This window comes from Acidobacteriota bacterium, from assembly GCA_022340665.1.
Taxonomy (GTDB): Bacteria; Acidobacteriota; Thermoanaerobaculia; order Thermoanaerobaculales; family Sulfomarinibacteraceae; genus Sulfomarinibacter.
The window spans coordinates 1-15,026 of sequence record JAJDNM010000040.1; the positions used below are offsets into that span (position 1 = coordinate 1).

General features: G+C 62.0%; 15 protein-coding genes and 4 tRNA genes. 10 read left to right on the forward strand and 9 right to left on the reverse strand.

Annotation, left to right across the window (positions count from 1 at the left end):
• From LJE93_05460 to ruvX, 3 genes are all read right to left on the reverse strand, one after another.
• On the reverse strand, positions 1-635 hold a 635-nt coding region (locus LJE93_05460; GenBank protein MCG6948348.1), incomplete at its 3' end, for a hypothetical protein.
• A gap of 43 nt (positions 636-678) precedes the next feature.
• Positions 679-1,680, reverse strand: a complete 1,002-nt coding sequence (gene mltG, locus LJE93_05465) for an endolytic transglycosylase MltG (GenBank protein ID MCG6948349.1) — start codon at positions 1,678-1,680, stop codon at positions 679-681.
• An 11-nt stretch (positions 1,681-1,691) separates the two neighbouring features.
• A complete protein-coding gene (ruvX, locus tag LJE93_05470; protein ID MCG6948350.1) occupies positions 1,692-2,111 on the reverse strand; it encodes a Holliday junction resolvase RuvX in 420 nt (139 codons plus the stop codon).
• Between the two features lie 95 nt (positions 2,112-2,206).
• On the opposite strand from ruvX, the gene lptD reads away from it, so the two are divergent.
• Complete coding sequence (gene lptD / locus LJE93_05475) at positions 2,207-4,375, forward strand: LPS assembly protein LptD (protein MCG6948351.1); 2,169 nt, start codon at positions 2,207-2,209, stop codon at positions 4,373-4,375.
• A 45-nt stretch (positions 4,376-4,420) separates the two neighbouring features.
• Here lptD and LJE93_05480 read toward each other — a convergent pair.
• Positions 4,421-4,508: transfer RNA gene (locus LJE93_05480), tRNA-Ser, on the reverse strand.
• Between the two features lie 55 nt (positions 4,509-4,563).
• Between LJE93_05480 and LJE93_05485 the strand changes: the two genes are divergently transcribed.
• The 3 genes from LJE93_05485 to LJE93_05495 all read left to right on the forward strand — a co-directional run bounded on the left by LJE93_05485 (position 4,564) and on the right by LJE93_05495 (position 7,854).
• Positions 4,564-4,655, forward strand: a tRNA-Ser gene (locus LJE93_05485).
• A 48-nt stretch (positions 4,656-4,703) separates the two neighbouring features.
• Positions 4,704-6,158, forward strand: coding sequence for a glutamate--tRNA ligase (gltX, locus tag LJE93_05490; protein MCG6948352.1), 1,455 nt, complete (start codon positions 4,704-4,706; stop codon positions 6,156-6,158).
• Between the two features lie 13 nt (positions 6,159-6,171).
• Positions 6,172-7,854 carry a glutamine--tRNA ligase/YqeY domain fusion protein gene (locus LJE93_05495; protein ID MCG6948353.1) on the forward strand — a complete coding sequence of 561 codons (1,683 nt, stop codon included), beginning with the start codon at positions 6,172-6,174 and terminating at the stop codon, positions 7,852-7,854.
• Between the two features lie 45 nt (positions 7,855-7,899).
• Here LJE93_05495 and LJE93_05500 read toward each other — a convergent pair.
• The 5 genes from LJE93_05500 to gap all read right to left on the reverse strand — a co-directional run bounded on the left by LJE93_05500 (position 7,900) and on the right by gap (position 11,414).
• Positions 7,900-7,984, reverse strand: a tRNA-Leu gene (locus LJE93_05500).
• A 47-nt stretch (positions 7,985-8,031) separates the two neighbouring features.
• The gene (gene secG, locus LJE93_05505) at positions 8,032-8,457 is read right to left on the reverse strand and encodes a preprotein translocase subunit SecG (protein ID MCG6948354.1); all 426 of its coding nucleotides are present in this window, start codon (positions 8,455-8,457) and stop codon (positions 8,032-8,034) included.
• Complete coding sequence (tpiA, locus tag LJE93_05510) at positions 8,454-9,218, reverse strand: triose-phosphate isomerase (GenBank protein ID MCG6948355.1); 765 nt, start codon at positions 9,216-9,218, stop codon at positions 8,454-8,456. The genes secG and tpiA overlap by 4 nt, the downstream gene beginning before the upstream one ends.
• A 10-nt stretch (positions 9,219-9,228) precedes the next feature.
• Positions 9,229-10,404, reverse strand: coding sequence for a phosphoglycerate kinase (locus tag LJE93_05515; GenBank protein ID MCG6948356.1), 1,176 nt, complete (start codon positions 10,402-10,404; stop codon positions 9,229-9,231).
• 2 nt (positions 10,405-10,406) lie between these two features.
• Positions 10,407-11,414 carry a type I glyceraldehyde-3-phosphate dehydrogenase gene (gene gap, locus LJE93_05520; protein MCG6948357.1) on the reverse strand — a complete coding sequence of 336 codons (1,008 nt, stop codon included), beginning with the start codon at positions 11,412-11,414 and terminating at the stop codon, positions 10,407-10,409.
• Between the two features lie 93 nt (positions 11,415-11,507).
• Between gap and LJE93_05525 the strand changes: the two genes are divergently transcribed.
• The 6 genes from LJE93_05525 to LJE93_05550 form a co-directional block, all read left to right on the forward strand.
• Positions 11,508-11,583, forward strand: a tRNA-Glu gene (locus tag LJE93_05525).
• 230 nt (positions 11,584-11,813) lie between these two features.
• Positions 11,814-12,245: a hypothetical protein gene (locus LJE93_05530; protein MCG6948358.1), complete on the forward strand. Its 432-nt coding sequence runs from the start codon at positions 11,814-11,816 to the stop codon at positions 12,243-12,245.
• 86 nt (positions 12,246-12,331) lie between these two features.
• Entirely contained in the window at positions 12,332-12,793 is a 462-nt protein-coding gene (locus LJE93_05535; GenBank protein ID MCG6948359.1) for a PTS sugar transporter subunit IIA, read from the forward strand.
• A complete protein-coding gene (locus tag LJE93_05540) occupies positions 12,794-13,123 on the forward strand; it encodes a hypothetical protein (GenBank protein MCG6948360.1) in 330 nt (109 codons plus the stop codon).
• Between the two features lie 60 nt (positions 13,124-13,183).
• The gene (locus LJE93_05545) at positions 13,184-14,365 is read left to right on the forward strand and encodes a hypothetical protein (protein MCG6948361.1); all 1,182 of its coding nucleotides are present in this window, start codon (positions 13,184-13,186) and stop codon (positions 14,363-14,365) included.
• Positions 14,362-15,026: cation:proton antiporter (locus LJE93_05550; protein MCG6948362.1), on the forward strand; the 665-nt coding region annotated here is incomplete at its 3' end. The genes LJE93_05545 and LJE93_05550, both read left to right, overlap by 4 nt.

The window sequence follows — 15,026 nt, forward strand, 5'->3', positions numbered from 1 at the left end:
AAGAGGATAGAACCGAGAGAATACACGTCTCCGCTGCTGCTCGGAGCCCGAGTTTCCACCACCTCCGGGGCGAGGTACGTTTCGATCTCGGCAGCAGATTCCGCATCGTCAGCGAGATCCAGGAGCTCCTCTCCGATGCCAAAACCCGTAACAATCGCCTCGCCATCGTAGGTGATAAAAATCAAACTCGGATCGAGGAAACCGTGCACCACCCGCTGACCGTCCATCTCCACCGCCAATGCGGCACACAGGGCGGCGGAAATCTTCTCCGCAATTAGGAGCGCGTTATCGATCGCGACAGGAAACCTCTCTTGTGCAGCTCGATCGATCAGAAGGGACAGCGGCTGGGAAGGAACGTAGTCTGTGGCCATCGCCGGAATACCGTCTTCATCGACACACTCGACACCCGACGGGACACTGCTCGACTGCACCGAATCAGAAATTCGTACGGTTCGGTCGAAAGCGGAAATGACGTCATCTCGCGGGATTGCAGGATGGTCAAAAACGCGCAGCCAGACGGTTCGATTGATGCCAGCCGAGTTGAATTTTCCGGCACGGAAGAGGTGGCCAAGCGGATCGGCAGGAATCTCTTTGAGCAGAAGGTACGATGCGAAAGTCTTGTAGGTTTCTGGCACGACAGTCCTCTGATTCGAAGCTACCATCGAGTTCCGCGTGCGGTCAACGACGCGAGCTCATCCACCTGGCCACCGCTCGGTTGTGCTCTGCCAGGGTTTTCGAGAATGCATGGCCGCCGCCCGGCTTGGCCACGAAGTAGAGGTTCGGAGTCGCCTGTGGATTGATCGCCGCGGCGAGCGCGGCCCGGCCAGGCGAATTGATCGGTCCAGGCGGGAGCCCTGGGTAGCGATAGGTGTTATAGGGGTCGTCGACCTCCCAGTGGATGCGCAGGAGTCGGCCGCGCCACTCCCGCCGGCGTTTGAGAGAGTAAACCACCGTGGGATCGCACTGCAGGAGCATGCCGCGTTGGAGGCGATTGGCAAACACTCCCGCGATGAGAGGCCGCTCCTCCTCAATTGATGTTTCCGCTTCGACCAGCGACGCGAGCGTGACGATCTCCAGGGCGGTTCCCCAGAGGTCGCCACCGCCCAGGGTCTCCTCCGCCCAGACCTCTTCGAACCGTTCAACCAGATGGTGAGCGACACTCTCCGCCGGGATTCCGACGGCGAAACGGTAGGTGTCCGGGAAAAAGAAGCCCTCCAGAGAAGGAGCGTCTGGCACCGCCTCCGAGATCCAGTCGACCCGGCTGACGAAACCTTTCCACTCTTCCTGGGTGCCAACCCCGAGACCAATGAACTGAGCGCTTATTTCGACGGCCTCGCTGCCCTCGACGATCGTGGCGCTGAACATCTCGACCTTGCCCTCGAGGAGGATTTCGAGAACGTCGACCGGACGCGAGGATGCGGGAAAGACATAGTGCCCGTAGTGAAGCCCGCGGCCGTGATCGATGAAGCGTAGGTAGATCCGACCAGCGAGAACAGACGGCATCAGACCTTGTTCGTGAAGCAGGGTGAGGATTGCCTTTGCAGTCGAGCCCGCGACAATTTCCACCCCTTGAGGCTGTTTGGAGTACTGGCCCCAGAGGTGGTGGTGGAACCAGATTCCGGCAGCGGCAAGGATGGTAGCCACGAGCCCGACGGCGACCAGAATCGTTCCTCTCTTCACGCCTGAGCTTCTCAAGCTTCCTCTGCCGCGGTGTTCGCCCGTATCGCGAGGTAATCTTCGAGCAGTATCTGGGCGGCGATATCGTCCACCGGGCTGCGGTCCGGACGTCCAACACTGCGGGCTCGCCGGCGGGCCTCGTCGGTTGACAGGTACTCGCCCTGCAGAGCGACCTTGATGCCCTGGGCCGATAGCTCGGCGGCGAGCTTCTCCGACCGTCGACAGGCGGGGCCTCGCGTACCGTCTGCACCAATCGGGAGGCCGACCACGATGCATGCGGCATTGACCTTTCGAGCGAGCTCGACGATCAGGCGCACGGCGTCTTTGGTGTTCCCGTAGGGTGCGACCTCGAGCGGCGACACCACTCCCGTGACGTCGTCACCAGCCGCAAATCCCATCCGGCGACCACCGGGATCGACCCCCAGGTACCGCATCTGTACATTGTACGCGCGAACCCGAGACGCCAACGGTGATGTCGGCATGAACGGATACAATGTGCGAGGAGTTGTAAGCGCCTGCCTGGAGGTCTATGGCCCGACTCGAAGCCGGGGACCCTTCCGCCGCGTGGCGGTTGTTTCTGATCGCGCTGTCGCTGGTCGCGTTGGCGGCCATCGGTGGGGCTGTGGATGAGGAAGAGAGAGTCGTTCTCCACGCCGAGTCGCAGCAGGGCACGGCGGACGGGTGGCACGGCGAGGGAGAGGTCCAGATCATCTATCAGGACATCGAGATTCGATGTGATGTAGCCGACTGGAACCGCGCGACTGGTGAGGTGGTGGCACGAGGGAACGTCATCCTCGACCGTGGTCCGAGTCGGTTCACGGCAGATCTGGCGAGATTCAACATCGAGCAGAAGACTGGCGTGTTCTTCAACGCAACGGCGTTCATCGACCCTATGTACACCTTCACCGGGCGAGTGATCGAGAAGCTGGACGAGACCCATTACCGCATCGATCAAGCTACATTTACGACCTGTTCGACCGACGGCAAGCCGCCGTGGAGTTTTCACATTCGCAAGGCCAAGGTGGAACAGGAGGGCCTCGGGTATTTTTCCAGCTCGGCGATGAAGGTCCGTGGGGTGCCGGTGTTTTACATGCCGTACATGGTGTGGCCTGTCAAGCAGGAACGAGCGCCCGGTCTGCTCTTTCCCAGGCTGGGGTACTCGAACACCAGGGGTTTCAACTTCGGCCTGCCGCTCTACATTCCCTTCGGGCGCAGCTACGACACGACCATCTTTGCGGATTACTACACCGAAGGATTCATGGGGTTGGGTAACAGTTGGCGTTGGGCGCCGGTGCAGGGTGCGCGTGGCGAGATCGATTTTTATGCCCTCTGGGGACGGGAAGCTGCAACGGACGACGAAGAGATTGGACCGTTCGAATGGAAGGTCTCCGGTCGCCACTCGCAGGAGGATTTCCTTGGCTTCAGGCTGATGGCACAGGCCGAAGACATGTCCGATATCGATTTCTGGCAGGAGTTCGATCGCACCTTCGACGCCAACACCCGACGCGACCTCTACTCCTTCATTTTCCTGACCCGCGCCTTCGGGCCGTACGCGCTGAACATCCGCACCGATCATCGCAAGACCTTTCTGACCACTGCGGATGTCACCCTCACGCAGCTCCCCGAGGTCGAGGTGCGGTCCGGTTCGACGGCGATAGCCGGTTCGCCGGTCTACCTCAATCTCATCGGATCCCTCAACTACTTCAAGGTTGATCGTGACTTTAAAAGCACGAACATGATCGACCTGGTGGGCGACTACGGGCGGGCGGACCTCTTTCCCCAGTTTTCCTACACCCTTCCGGGGCCGCCCTGGATTTCGGTCACGCCTCGCGTCGGTGGACGTTTCACCTACTACACCGACCAGTACACCGAAGACCGTCAGGCATTCGCGGGCGAAGGGATCGAGCGCATCTATGCGACTGGTGCGGTCGACATTGTGGGCCCCTCCCTGTCGAAGGTGTTCGAAAGCGGGATGGGCGCCTATAGCAAGATCAAACACCTGATCGAACCGCGAATCGAGTACCGCTATCTGACGACCACCACCGACGTGACGCGAATACCGATCTTCGACGAGGTCGACTCCACGCCCAGGGACGCCAATCAGGTCAACCTGGTGCTCGCCAACCGAGTTCTCGGACGCGCCAGGGAGGGAGTCGGCACCCGAGAGCTCGCATCACTTGAGGTCGCCCAGGCGTACTCCTTCGATGAGCCCCTGAATCGTGGAGATGGTGTTCAAACCAGCCAGCTCGGACCTCTTGGCCTCGCGCTGCGGCTGACTCCCGCCCAGGGAACCGGGTTTGATGCTCGAGTGTCCTACGACACGCTCTTCAAAAACCTCCGCTCCGCCTCGCTCGCGGCCTCGCTGACGAGGCCGCTCGGAATGCTCAACCTGACGTGGTATGAGAGCTACAACCCGAAGAATGGAGACAAGTTCTCGTCCCAGGTACGAAGCATGGTCGCCTTCCGCAAAGCAGGCTTTCCGCTCGATGCCTCGATTCAAATCGCCTACGACATCGTCAAGGACTCGCTCGGCGATCAGCGCTATCAGATCAACTATCAGGGCAGCTGCTGGAACATCTCTGCCCAGTATCGCGACACCCGGATCGGTATCTACCCGACCCGTGAGTTCCTCATCGTTGTCGGCCTCAAGGGCGTTGGCGCCCTGCCGGAGATCAAGGGTTCGCTGGGCGGGTACTGACCGCAATACCGCCTGCCATCGTCCGACTGTGGGAGGCGGAATTGCTGGCGGAGGGAGTGGGATTCGAACCCACGGAGGCGTGAACCTCACCGGTTTTCAAGACCGGCGCCTTCGACCGCTCGGCCATCCCTCCGGAACCAGCAACTTTACAGCCTCAACGCCTCCACGTACAATACCTCTCCCGGTGCGGAGAGGTGCTGGAGTGGTTGAACAGGGCTGCCTGCTAAGCAGTTGTCCGGGGCAACCTGGACCGCGGGTTCGAATCCCGCCCTCTCCGCCATAAATATTCAATAGATTCCGGCCCAATCGAAGCATCATCGGAGAGCATATGTCCACTGCGGTCAGAACCCGCATTGCCCCGAGCCCGACCGGCGATCCGCACGTCGGCACGGCCTACGTTGCCCTGTTCAACTACGCGATGGCCCGGCAAAGCGGCGGGCAGTTCATTCTCCGCATCGAGGACACCGACCGTCAGCGCAGCACGGCGGCCAGTGAGCGTCAAATCATCGCTGCCCTGACCTGGCTCGGTCTCGACTGGGACGAGGGGCCTTACGTCGGCGGAGATTCTGGGCCATACCGGCAAAGCGAGAGGACCGATATCTATCGCCAGCACGTCCATGACTTGGTGACCAAAGGTGCCGCCTATCCGTGCTTCTGCTCGCGTGAACGCCTGGAGGAATTGCGCGCGGAGCAGAGGGCGGCCAAGGGACGTCTGGGCTACGACCGCCTGTGTCGGTCGATCGAACCGGCAGAGGCTGAGAGCAGATGCGAGGCTGGGGAAGAGCACGTCATTCGCCTCGCGATGCCGACCGATGGCGAGACTGTAGCCGCCGACCTGCTGCGAGGAGAAATCACGATTGCCAACCAGCAGGTCGATGACCAGGTGCTCCTCAAGTCGGACGGACACCCCACCTATCACCTCGCAAACGTGGTCGATGACCATCTGATGAAAATCACCCACGTTATTCGAGCTGAGGAGTGGATTTCTTCACTGCCCAAGCACGTGCAGCTCTACCAGGCATTCGGCTGGGAAACGCCGGTCTTTTGTCACCTGCCCCTGCTGCGGAACTCGGACAAATCGAAAATCTCCAAAAGGAAGAACCCCGTCAGCCTCGATCACTACCGTCAGGCTGGAATCCTGCCCGAGGCTCTTCTCAACTACCTGGCGCTGATGGGCTGGACAATGCCCGATGAGCGAGAAATGTTCTCACTCGAGGAGTTTGTTTCCGAGTTCCGTCTCGAGGACATCACCCTTGGCGGACCGGTCTTCGATCTCGAAAAGCTCAACTGGCTGAACGGGAAATATATCCGCGATCTGTCGACCGTGGAACTCCTCGAGAGGTTACGTGGAAACGTGCTGTCGGACGATTACCTGATGAAGATCCTGCCGCTGGTTCAGGAACGCATCGATACCCTCGCCGATTTCATCGCCTACGCCGACTTTTTCTTCGTTGGTGACCTTCGCTACGAGGAGCCGGCACGCACCAAGTTGGTGGCAAAGAACCATACGCCCCCACAGACGGCGAAGGCTTTCCGAATTCTCCTCGAGCAGCACCTGGATCCGATTCTCGAGTGGGAGGCAGAAGAAATCGAGGCGGCAACCAGGGCCTTCTGCGAGACCAACAGCTGGAACGCCAAAGAATTCTTCATGCCCATTCGTATCGCGGTCACTGGGCGCGCTGCGACGCCGCCGCTATTCGAAACAATGGAGGTGCTCGGGAAAGCACGTTGCCAATGGCGTTTGCGGCAGGCAATCGACGTCCTGCGCGGGATGAAAACCTGAGTTGGAGAGTGGCATGACGGCAATTGGCGACTCCGAACACGAAAAAAAGGATTTCATCCGCGAGATCATCCGAGAGGACCTCGAAAGCGGTAAGCATGCGGAGGTCGTGACCCGCTTCCCGCCGGAGCCGAACGGGTACCTCCACATCGGCCACACCAAATCGATCAGCCTGAACTTCGACCTTGCCGACGAGTTTGGTGGGCGGTGCCACCTCCGATTCGACGATACCAACCCGGTCAAGGAAGAGCTCGAGTTCATCGAGTCGATCAAAACCGACGTGCGGTGGCTCGGGTACGACTGGGGCGATCACCTCTACTTTGCCTCTGACTACTTCGATCAGCTTTACAAGTGGGCCGAACATCTGGTCGTGTCCGACAAGGCCTATGTCGACGACCTTTCTGCTAAGGAGATTCGCGCCTACCGCGGGACCCTGACCGAGCCGGGCACCCCGAGTCCCTATCGCGACCGCACGGTGGACGAGAACCTGACCCTCCTACGAGCGATGCGGGCCGGTGAATACCCGGATGGTGCCAAGGTGCTGAGGGCGAAAATCGACATGGCTGCCGGCAACATCAACCTGCGCGACCCGGTGCTCTATCGCATCCTCCGTGCAACCCACCCGCGCACCGGCGATCGGTGGTGCATCTACCCGACCTACGACTTCGCGCACGGCCAGTCCGACGCTATCGAGTACATCACTCACAGCCTCTGTACGCTCGAGTTCGAGGATCATCGGCCGCTTTACGACTGGTTGATCGAGAATCTGCCGGTGCCTTCGAAGCCCAGACAGATCGAGTTCGCCCGCCTCAACTTGAGTTACACGGTGCTCTCCAAACGCCGCCTCTTGCAGCTCGTCGAGGGCGGCCACGTCAGTGGTTGGGACGATCCGCGAATGCCGACAATTTCCGGAATCCGCCGGCGGGGTTGCCCGCCCGCAGCGATCCACGATTTCGTCGATCGCGTCGGTCTCGCCAAGCGGAACAGCGTGGTCGACCTCGCCCTCCTCGAGCACTGCGTGCGCACCGAGCTCAACCGCACGGCGGAACGGCGGATGGGCGTGCTGAGGCCGCTCAAGGTGGTGATCGAAAACTATCCCGAGGGGAACACCGAGGAGCTTGACGCGGTCAACAATCCCGAGGATCCGGCAGCCGGCACCCGCACCGTGCCCTTCGGCCGCGAGCTGTTCATCGAGAGGGACGACTTCATGGAGGATCCGCCGAAGAAGTTCTTTCGCCTCGCGCCGGGACGCGAAGTGCGGCTCCGCTATGCCTACTTCATCACCTGCCGCGAGGTCATCAAGAACGCTGAAGGCGAGATCATCGAGCTTCGCTGTACCTATGATCCTGCAACCCGGGGCGGGGACTCGCCGGACGGCCGCAAGGTCAAAGCCACGCTTCACTGGGTTTCCGCTGCCCATGCGATAGCGGCAGAGGTGCGGCTCTACGACCACCTCTTCAACCGTCCGGACCCGGGCGCGGATGGCGATTTCCTGGCCGACCTCAGTCCGGATTCACTCGAGGTCATCGACGATACGCGGCTTGAGCCCAGCATTGCCGACTTCGGCAGCGGCAGCCGGTTCCAGCTCGAGCGACTCGGTTATTTCTGCATCGATCCGGATACGACTGCCGAGAAACCGATCCTCAACCGTACGGTCACCCTGCGCGACACCTGGGCGAAGGTCAAGGCGAGGGGATAAGCCTCAAATTTTGAAGCCCCGCGGGATCCGCGGGGCTTCAAAATTTGGTGCCGAAGGCCGGACTCGAACCGGCACGGATCGCTCCACACGGCCCTCAACCGTGCGCGTCTACCAATTCCGCCACTTCGGCACGCATCACTAACATTGTAGGTCCCGCTCGCATCGCGATCACGACCTTCAGCCGTCCTCCCCCGGTGCCTTCGGCTCGCCACCGCCGTCGTCCTTTGCGCTGTCCTCGGGTGCGGTGGGCGTGTCGCTCATCATCGCGCCCCCTGCGTTCTCCTCGGTAATCGCCTTTTCGAGAGCGTTTTCTGTCGGTTGCGAGGCCTCCGGAAGCGCTGCCGGCGCAATCTCCTCCATCACCGAGGTGCGCCGTTTGCCGGACAGGATGGTCAGCGTCAGGCACAGGACCACGAAGAGCACGAAAGCCCCGGTGGTCATACGGTGCATGATGTTGGTCGAGCCGCGAGGGCCGAACGAGGTCTGGCTGCCGCCGCCGCCGAACGCACCGGCGAGATCGGCGCCCTTGCCCTGCTGCAAAAGGACCACCATGATCAGGAACAGGCAGACCAAAACGTAGAGAATAACGAGTAAAACAGTCACGAGTCGTCTCCCGCAGCGCAGACCGCTGCAGCGCGGATGATAGCGGAAAATGAACTCACGTCAAGGCTTGCGCCGCCAATGAGGCCGCCATCGACGTCCGCCAGCGGTAGCAGCTCCTCCGCGTTGGCAGGTTTGAGACTCCCGCCGTAGAGAATCCGGAGCTCCGCGGCGGCCTCGCCGGAGAAGACCGATGCCATCCGCACGCGAAGAAAGGCATGCGCCTCCTGTGCCTGCGCGGGAGTTGCGTTGCGACCCGTTCCGATCGCCCACACCGGCTCGTAGGCAAGCACAAGGTGGTTGGGGTCGAGAGCACCGAGGGCACTCGTCTGCCGCTCGAGCACGGCAAAGGTCTCGCCCGCGTCGCGTTCGGCGAGCGATTCGCCGATGCAGTAGATCACCTTAAGCCCGGCGGCCTGAGCTGCCCGCGCGCGATCGAGGGCGGTTTCGTCAGTCTCTGCGAAAAGGGTCCGCCGCTCGGAGTGCCCGACAACCACCCAGTCAACGCCGATTTCGGTCAGCATCGACGGAGCAATCTCTGCCGTGAATGCTCCTTGAGATTCCCAGTGGACGTTCTGCGCACCGATACCCACCGAGGAGCCGGTTGCAATCATGACCGCCGAGGGCAGCGAAACGAAAGACGGGCAACAGACGATGTCTATGGTTTCCGGCAGATTCTCGGCGAGAAGGGCCTCGAGATACTCGGTGGTTTCAACCACCGTCTTGTGCATCTTCCAGTTACCGGCGATCAGCGGTCTCCGCATCTTGACTCCTTCAGCTTTCCAGCGCCACGAGCGCCGGCAGGTCCTCACCGGTGATGAACTGGAGCGATGCGCCGCCCCCGGTCGATACGTGATCAATCTCTTCGATCACGCCGGCGCGTCGGACCGCCATTACCGACTCCCCACCACCGACGACTGAGAATGCCGGACTTGCCGCCAGGGCTTCGGCGACCGCTAGCGTACCGGCGGCGTATTCGGGAACCTCAAAGACCCCCATCGGACCGTTCCAGAAAATCGTCCTCGCTTCAGCCAGGAACTCCCCGTATCGAGCGCGCGATTCGGGCCCGATGTCGACCACCATCAGTTCGGCCGGAATACAATCGCTCGAAACCACCTCCACGCGTCCCGGGTCCTTGATTGCATCAGCGACAACGACATCCGTCGGCAGCAGCAGGTCGACACCGCGCTCCTCGGCTCCTTCGAGAACGGTGACTGCCGTGTCGATCATCTCCTCCTCGACCAGAGACCGGCCGACCTCGAAACCCTTGGCGAGCAGAAAGGTGTTGGCCATGCCGCCGCCGATCAGAAGGGCGCGGACCCTCCCGAGGAGGGCCTCGAGGGGCGCAGTCTTGGTCGAAACCTTGGCACCGCCGACAACCGCGATGAAGGGCTGTTCGGGGTCATCAACCACCCTGCTCAGAGCCGCGACCTCACGCCCCATGAGAAAACCGGCCGCCTTGCGCCCACTACCGTAGCGCCGGGCTGCCGCCTCGACCGATGCGTGAGCGCGGTGCGCGGTGCCGAAGGCGTCGTTTACGTAGAAATCGTACGGCTCGGAGAGACGAGCGGCGAACTGGGGATCGTTGCCCTTTTCACCCGGGTGGAAACGAAGGTTTTCCAACAGCAGCAGTGACCCCGGGTCGAGGTCGGGCGCACCGTCGAGGCAGTCCGGTATGAAGTGCACCGGCCGATCGAGGGCAGCCGCCAAAGCCTGCGCGACCGGCGCGAGCGAATACGCCGGGTCGGGTTCTCCCTTCGCCTTGCCGAGATGGGAACAGGCGGCCACCACCTCTGCCCGATCCAGCAGCCACCGCAGAGTTGGCAGGGCGGCCACGATTCGCGTGTCATCGAGGACCGCACCGTCGTGCACCGGAACGTTGAGGTCGAGACGGGCGAGCACCCGCCCACCCCGCAAATCCTCGAGATCAACCAGGGACGGCAGGGCCATGCCTACTCCTTGCCGACCATGTAGTCGAGCAGATCGACACAACGCAGGGCGTAGGCGTTCTCGTTGTCGTACCAGCTCACCACCCGGAAGAAGGTCGGGGCGATCTGGGAAATGAGTGCGAGATCGACCACCGAAGAGTGTGTTTCACCGATGATGTCGGTGGAGACCAGCGGTTGGTCGGTTGCGCGGAGGATGCCTTTCAGGCCGCCATTTGCGGCCTCGACGAACGCCGCGGTGAGCTCATCAACTGACGACTCACGACTTGCAACGAAGGTCAGGTCGCAGACGGAACCGTCGGCCACCGGCACCCGCATGGCGGCACCGTGCAGCTTGCCAGCGAGCGCCGGGTAGACGAGACCGATCGCCTTGGCGGCGCCGGTCGAGGAAGGAATGATATTGATCGCGGCAGCGCGAGCGCGGCGCATGTCCTTGGGATGCATGGTGTCGAGGAGGCTCTGGTCGAGAGTGTAGGCATGCGTGGTGGTGAGCCAGCCGTGTTCGATGCCGACGGTCTCGTCGAGCACCTTGGCGACCGGCGCCAGGCAGTTGGTGGTGCATGAAGCATTGGAGATTACGTAGTGCTTGGCTGGATCGTAAAGCGCCGAGTTGACACCCATGACAAAAGTTTCGTCCACATCCTGGCCCGGGGCGGTGATGATGACCCGTTTGGCACCCGCCTCGAGGTGGGCTGACGCCAGTTCACGACTGCGGAAACGGCCGGTCGCCTCGAAGACATAATCGACGCCGAATTCGCTCCACGGCAGCTTGCCAGGCTCGCGTTCGGCGAAAACTCGCATGCGATCGCCATCGATCACGATGTCGGATCCATCGACCTCGATCGTGCCCTTGTAAGGGCCGTGAACAGAGTCGTGGCCGAAGAGATAACCGAGCATATCCGGCGATGTGAGGTCGTTGATGGCGACCAGATCGAAGCCGTCGCGAGCCTTGAGGTGGCGGGCCAGAAGCCGGCCGATGCGTCCGAAACCATTGATTGCGACCTTGGTGCTCATGGGTGTCCTCCGAGCGATGGGATGGCCGGAGAGTATAGCAGATGAGACACGCTTGCACCTCGCTGAATCGTGTGATAGTTTCCGTCCTCGCGTGGCCCGTTCGTCTAGGGGTCTAGGACGCCGGCCTCTCACGCCGGTAACACGGGTTCGAATCCCGTACGGGCTACCATGTCTCCGTTGCAGTTGACGAGAAGTACGGTCTTCGCCACTTCTCCACCCACCCGCCCCCTCCGTGGTCGAACGCGCCCGAGTCCGGCATTTGCGATCGACTTGAGTCCTCTCAAACTGGGGACCTGAGTTTCCATTTGCGTACCAGCGGATCTCCGGTTTCGGGTAGAATCAGCCACACAGATTTCGATGACCGATCTCCGATGGATTTTTTCGAAAGGAGACACAGTGATGGAAGACACGCCGCAAGGTCCGCAGGACAACGGCCCGCCACCGCCCCCCCCGCCGGCACCCGCGCCTCCACTGCAGGAACCGGCCGCGCGAGAGGTGGTTTCAGAGAACAGGAATGTGATGGTGGTTCTCTCCTACCTGTGGCTCCTGGCCCTGATTCCGCTTCTGGTGGAGAAGGAAGACCGGGAGGTCCAGTGGCACGCCAAACACGGCCTGGTTCTGACCGTCGTAGAGATCGTGGTGCTGATCGGACTGCAGATCATCGTCATGATCCTGGGAGCCATCAGCGGCGGGCTGGGATGTGTGTTCTCTCTCCTCATACCGATGCTGCTGCTCGCGATCCTGATCGTTCACATCCTGTGCATCGTCAAGGGCCTGAATGGCCAGCGTTTCTTGATCCCGGGTATCAGCGATTTTGCTGACAGGTTCTGACGCGAACCGGGCTTCCAGCTCAATTCGTGGGTGACGTAGAGACCGCGACACGGTACCCTCCCTCGGTCAGGAATGAGGTGAGTCGAGTGGTGCGCCTTTCCCAACAACTTGACCCGGAAATGGTCTTGATATCGCCCGACGTTGGCGCGAGAAACGAGCTTTTTCGCCGCCTCGGAGAACTTTTCGTGAATGCCGGGCTCGTCGAATCCTCCGAGCACGTCGTGAGCCGCCTTCTCGAGCGCGAGGCGATCCTGTCGACCGGCATCGGTGGTGGTGTTGCTGTGCCGCACGCCCAGATTCCTGGCCTCGGCCGCCTGGTGATGGCAGCCTCGACCCACCCCGAAGGAATTGACTACCCCGCCCTCGACAAGCGCCCGGTGCAGCTCGTCTTCTGTCTGCTCGGTGATACCAACACCGCCGCCGACCATCTTGCGGGCCTCGCCAGGCTGGCGCGGCTCGCACGGCGGAGGGAAACGCTCGAGCCGCTCATCGAAGCGGCGGATGGCCGGACCTTCGTCGACGAACTGCGCCGGTTGGAGGGGGCCTGAGTGCGTCTTCTGGTTGCAATCCTCCACCGCGAGGATTTGCTGGACGAGGTGCTCTCTGCGCTGGTCGAACTCGAAGAGCCGGAGGCGGTTGTCATCGAGAGTCGAAGTGGGCTCGAACTTCTCGAGCGGGACCTGCCGGTTTTTGCGGGCCTCCGCTCTCTGATACCGAGCGGTATCGATTTCTCGAGTCTGGTGGTGTGCCTGATCGAGGACGACCATCGCGCTGAGGAGGCCCTGGTTGCGATTCGCGGACTTACCGTTGCTGGTGAGGTCCAGGGGCCACGCAACACGGTGATGTTGCTCGCCGTGGCCGACGCGGGACATTTCTGATCTGATTGTGCCCGGGAAACCGACTCTGGGCTCACATGAGCTCAGACGGTAGACTGGGATATGCTCCGCGGAACCATCGCATTTCTGGTCCTCGTGGCCCTTGCAGTGCTCGGATCCGAGCTGCGCGCTCTCCTTGGCCGTCGAGGGTTTCGGGCGCCGGGGATGGAGGGGATTTCGTTCCTCCTCGTCGGTTTCGGCCTTGGCGGGAGCGGCCTTGGCCTTTTTCCTGATGACCTGCTGGAATCGATGCGGGTCGTGGTGCTCTTCGGACTTGCCTGGATCGGGCTCGTTTTTGGTGTACAGGTCGACCTGCGAGTAGTCCGTCGATTGGCGCCCTGGCACCGCCGGGTCGGCTGGTTGACCCCGCTGGTGTTGGGGCTGCCGGTCACTTTCGCGGCCCTGGTCGTGGGGCTCGCTTCCTCGACGGCGCTCGGCCTGGGTGCAATTGCAATGGCGATATCGGCAAGTCCCCTCGAGGGACTCGTGCGCAGCAGGGGGCTGGCGGATCACAGGACCGTTCGATTGCTCAAGCTGATCATCGCATTTGCCGGACTTCCGGCGGTTTCCGTCTTTGCCGTCTCCGCCGCACTGGCCAGCCCCCTGGTAGCTGATCAGGGCAGTTCCACACCGGCCTGGCAACTGTTGGTGATCATCATCGCGGTCGGACTCCTGATTGGCTATGCGCTGGTCGTTCTTGTCCGAGGCGTGCAGGAACACATCCAGCTTCTCACCCTGGCCGGAGGTGCCATGTGCCTGGTTGCCGGGGCGAGCGCGGTGCTCGGCCTGAGTGCCCTGCCATCGGCGGCGTGTGCGGGAGCGGTAGTGGTGAACAGGAGCGTCTTTCCGCATCGGATGTTGCGGGTGGCGCACTCCCTCGAGCGGCCGATGCTGGTGGCGCTGCTGGTTCTGGTCGGTGCCTCCTGGGCGGGCGCATCGTTCTCGTGGGAGGCATTCGTCCTGCTGACCGCGGTGCGGACGGCTGCTGCGTGGTTGGCTGGACAGATTCTGCAGTTCGTGGCTCGGAAACGAGATGTTGGTGTCCGGAACGCGGGTCTGGGGCTCGGCCTGCTGCCCCAGGGTGAACTCGCGCTCGGTCTGTTGGTGGCGATGGTGAGCTTTTTTCCCGACACCGGTGGGGTTCTCGAGGCGGTGGTCGTCGCCATCATCTTCAACAACCTCATCGCCGCAGCCTGGATGCGCCGCACCCTGGTGACGTCAAGGGCCGAGGCCAACGCCCGATGAGGTGGGCTCTTTTCCTGGTGCTGGCGGCGTTCAGCTGGGCTGCGCGCTTGATGGGTGAGGCGGCGGTCGATGATCCGGCCGGTTCGGCGCTGCTGGCTCTCGGTTGTGTGGTCATCGGAGGCGTGCTCAGCGGTGAGCTCGCGGTGCGTGTCAGGCTCCCTCGAATCACAGGGTATCTTCTGTTCGGTATGGCGGCAGGCCCGCACGCGCTTGCGTTGGAGACGGCACGAGATGCCCGTCTTCTGCGCCTTTTCGAGGACCTCGCCCTCGGCCTCATCGCTCTCACCGCCGGGGGGGAATTTCGAATCGATGTCGTCCGCAGAAATCTGAGACCGATGGTCGCCATCACGGCCGCCCACACGGTCGGCATTCTGGTACTCGTCGCGTGCGTGCTGTGGGTACTCCTGGGGGTGATCCCGTTCTTTGGTGCGGTCACCGGTGCCGAGATGTTGGCCGGGGTCGCCCTACTCGGAGTGATCGCGGTCGCAGTATCACCCGCGACCACGATCGCCGTCGTTTCCGACCTTCGCGCTCGAGGCGAACTGGTGGAGACGGTCCTCGGGGTGACGATCGTCAAAGATCTGGTGATCATCCTCCTGTTCACGGTCGTAAGCGCACTCGCGGTTTCCTGGGTGGGTGGCGGTTCCCTGGAGCTTGGCGT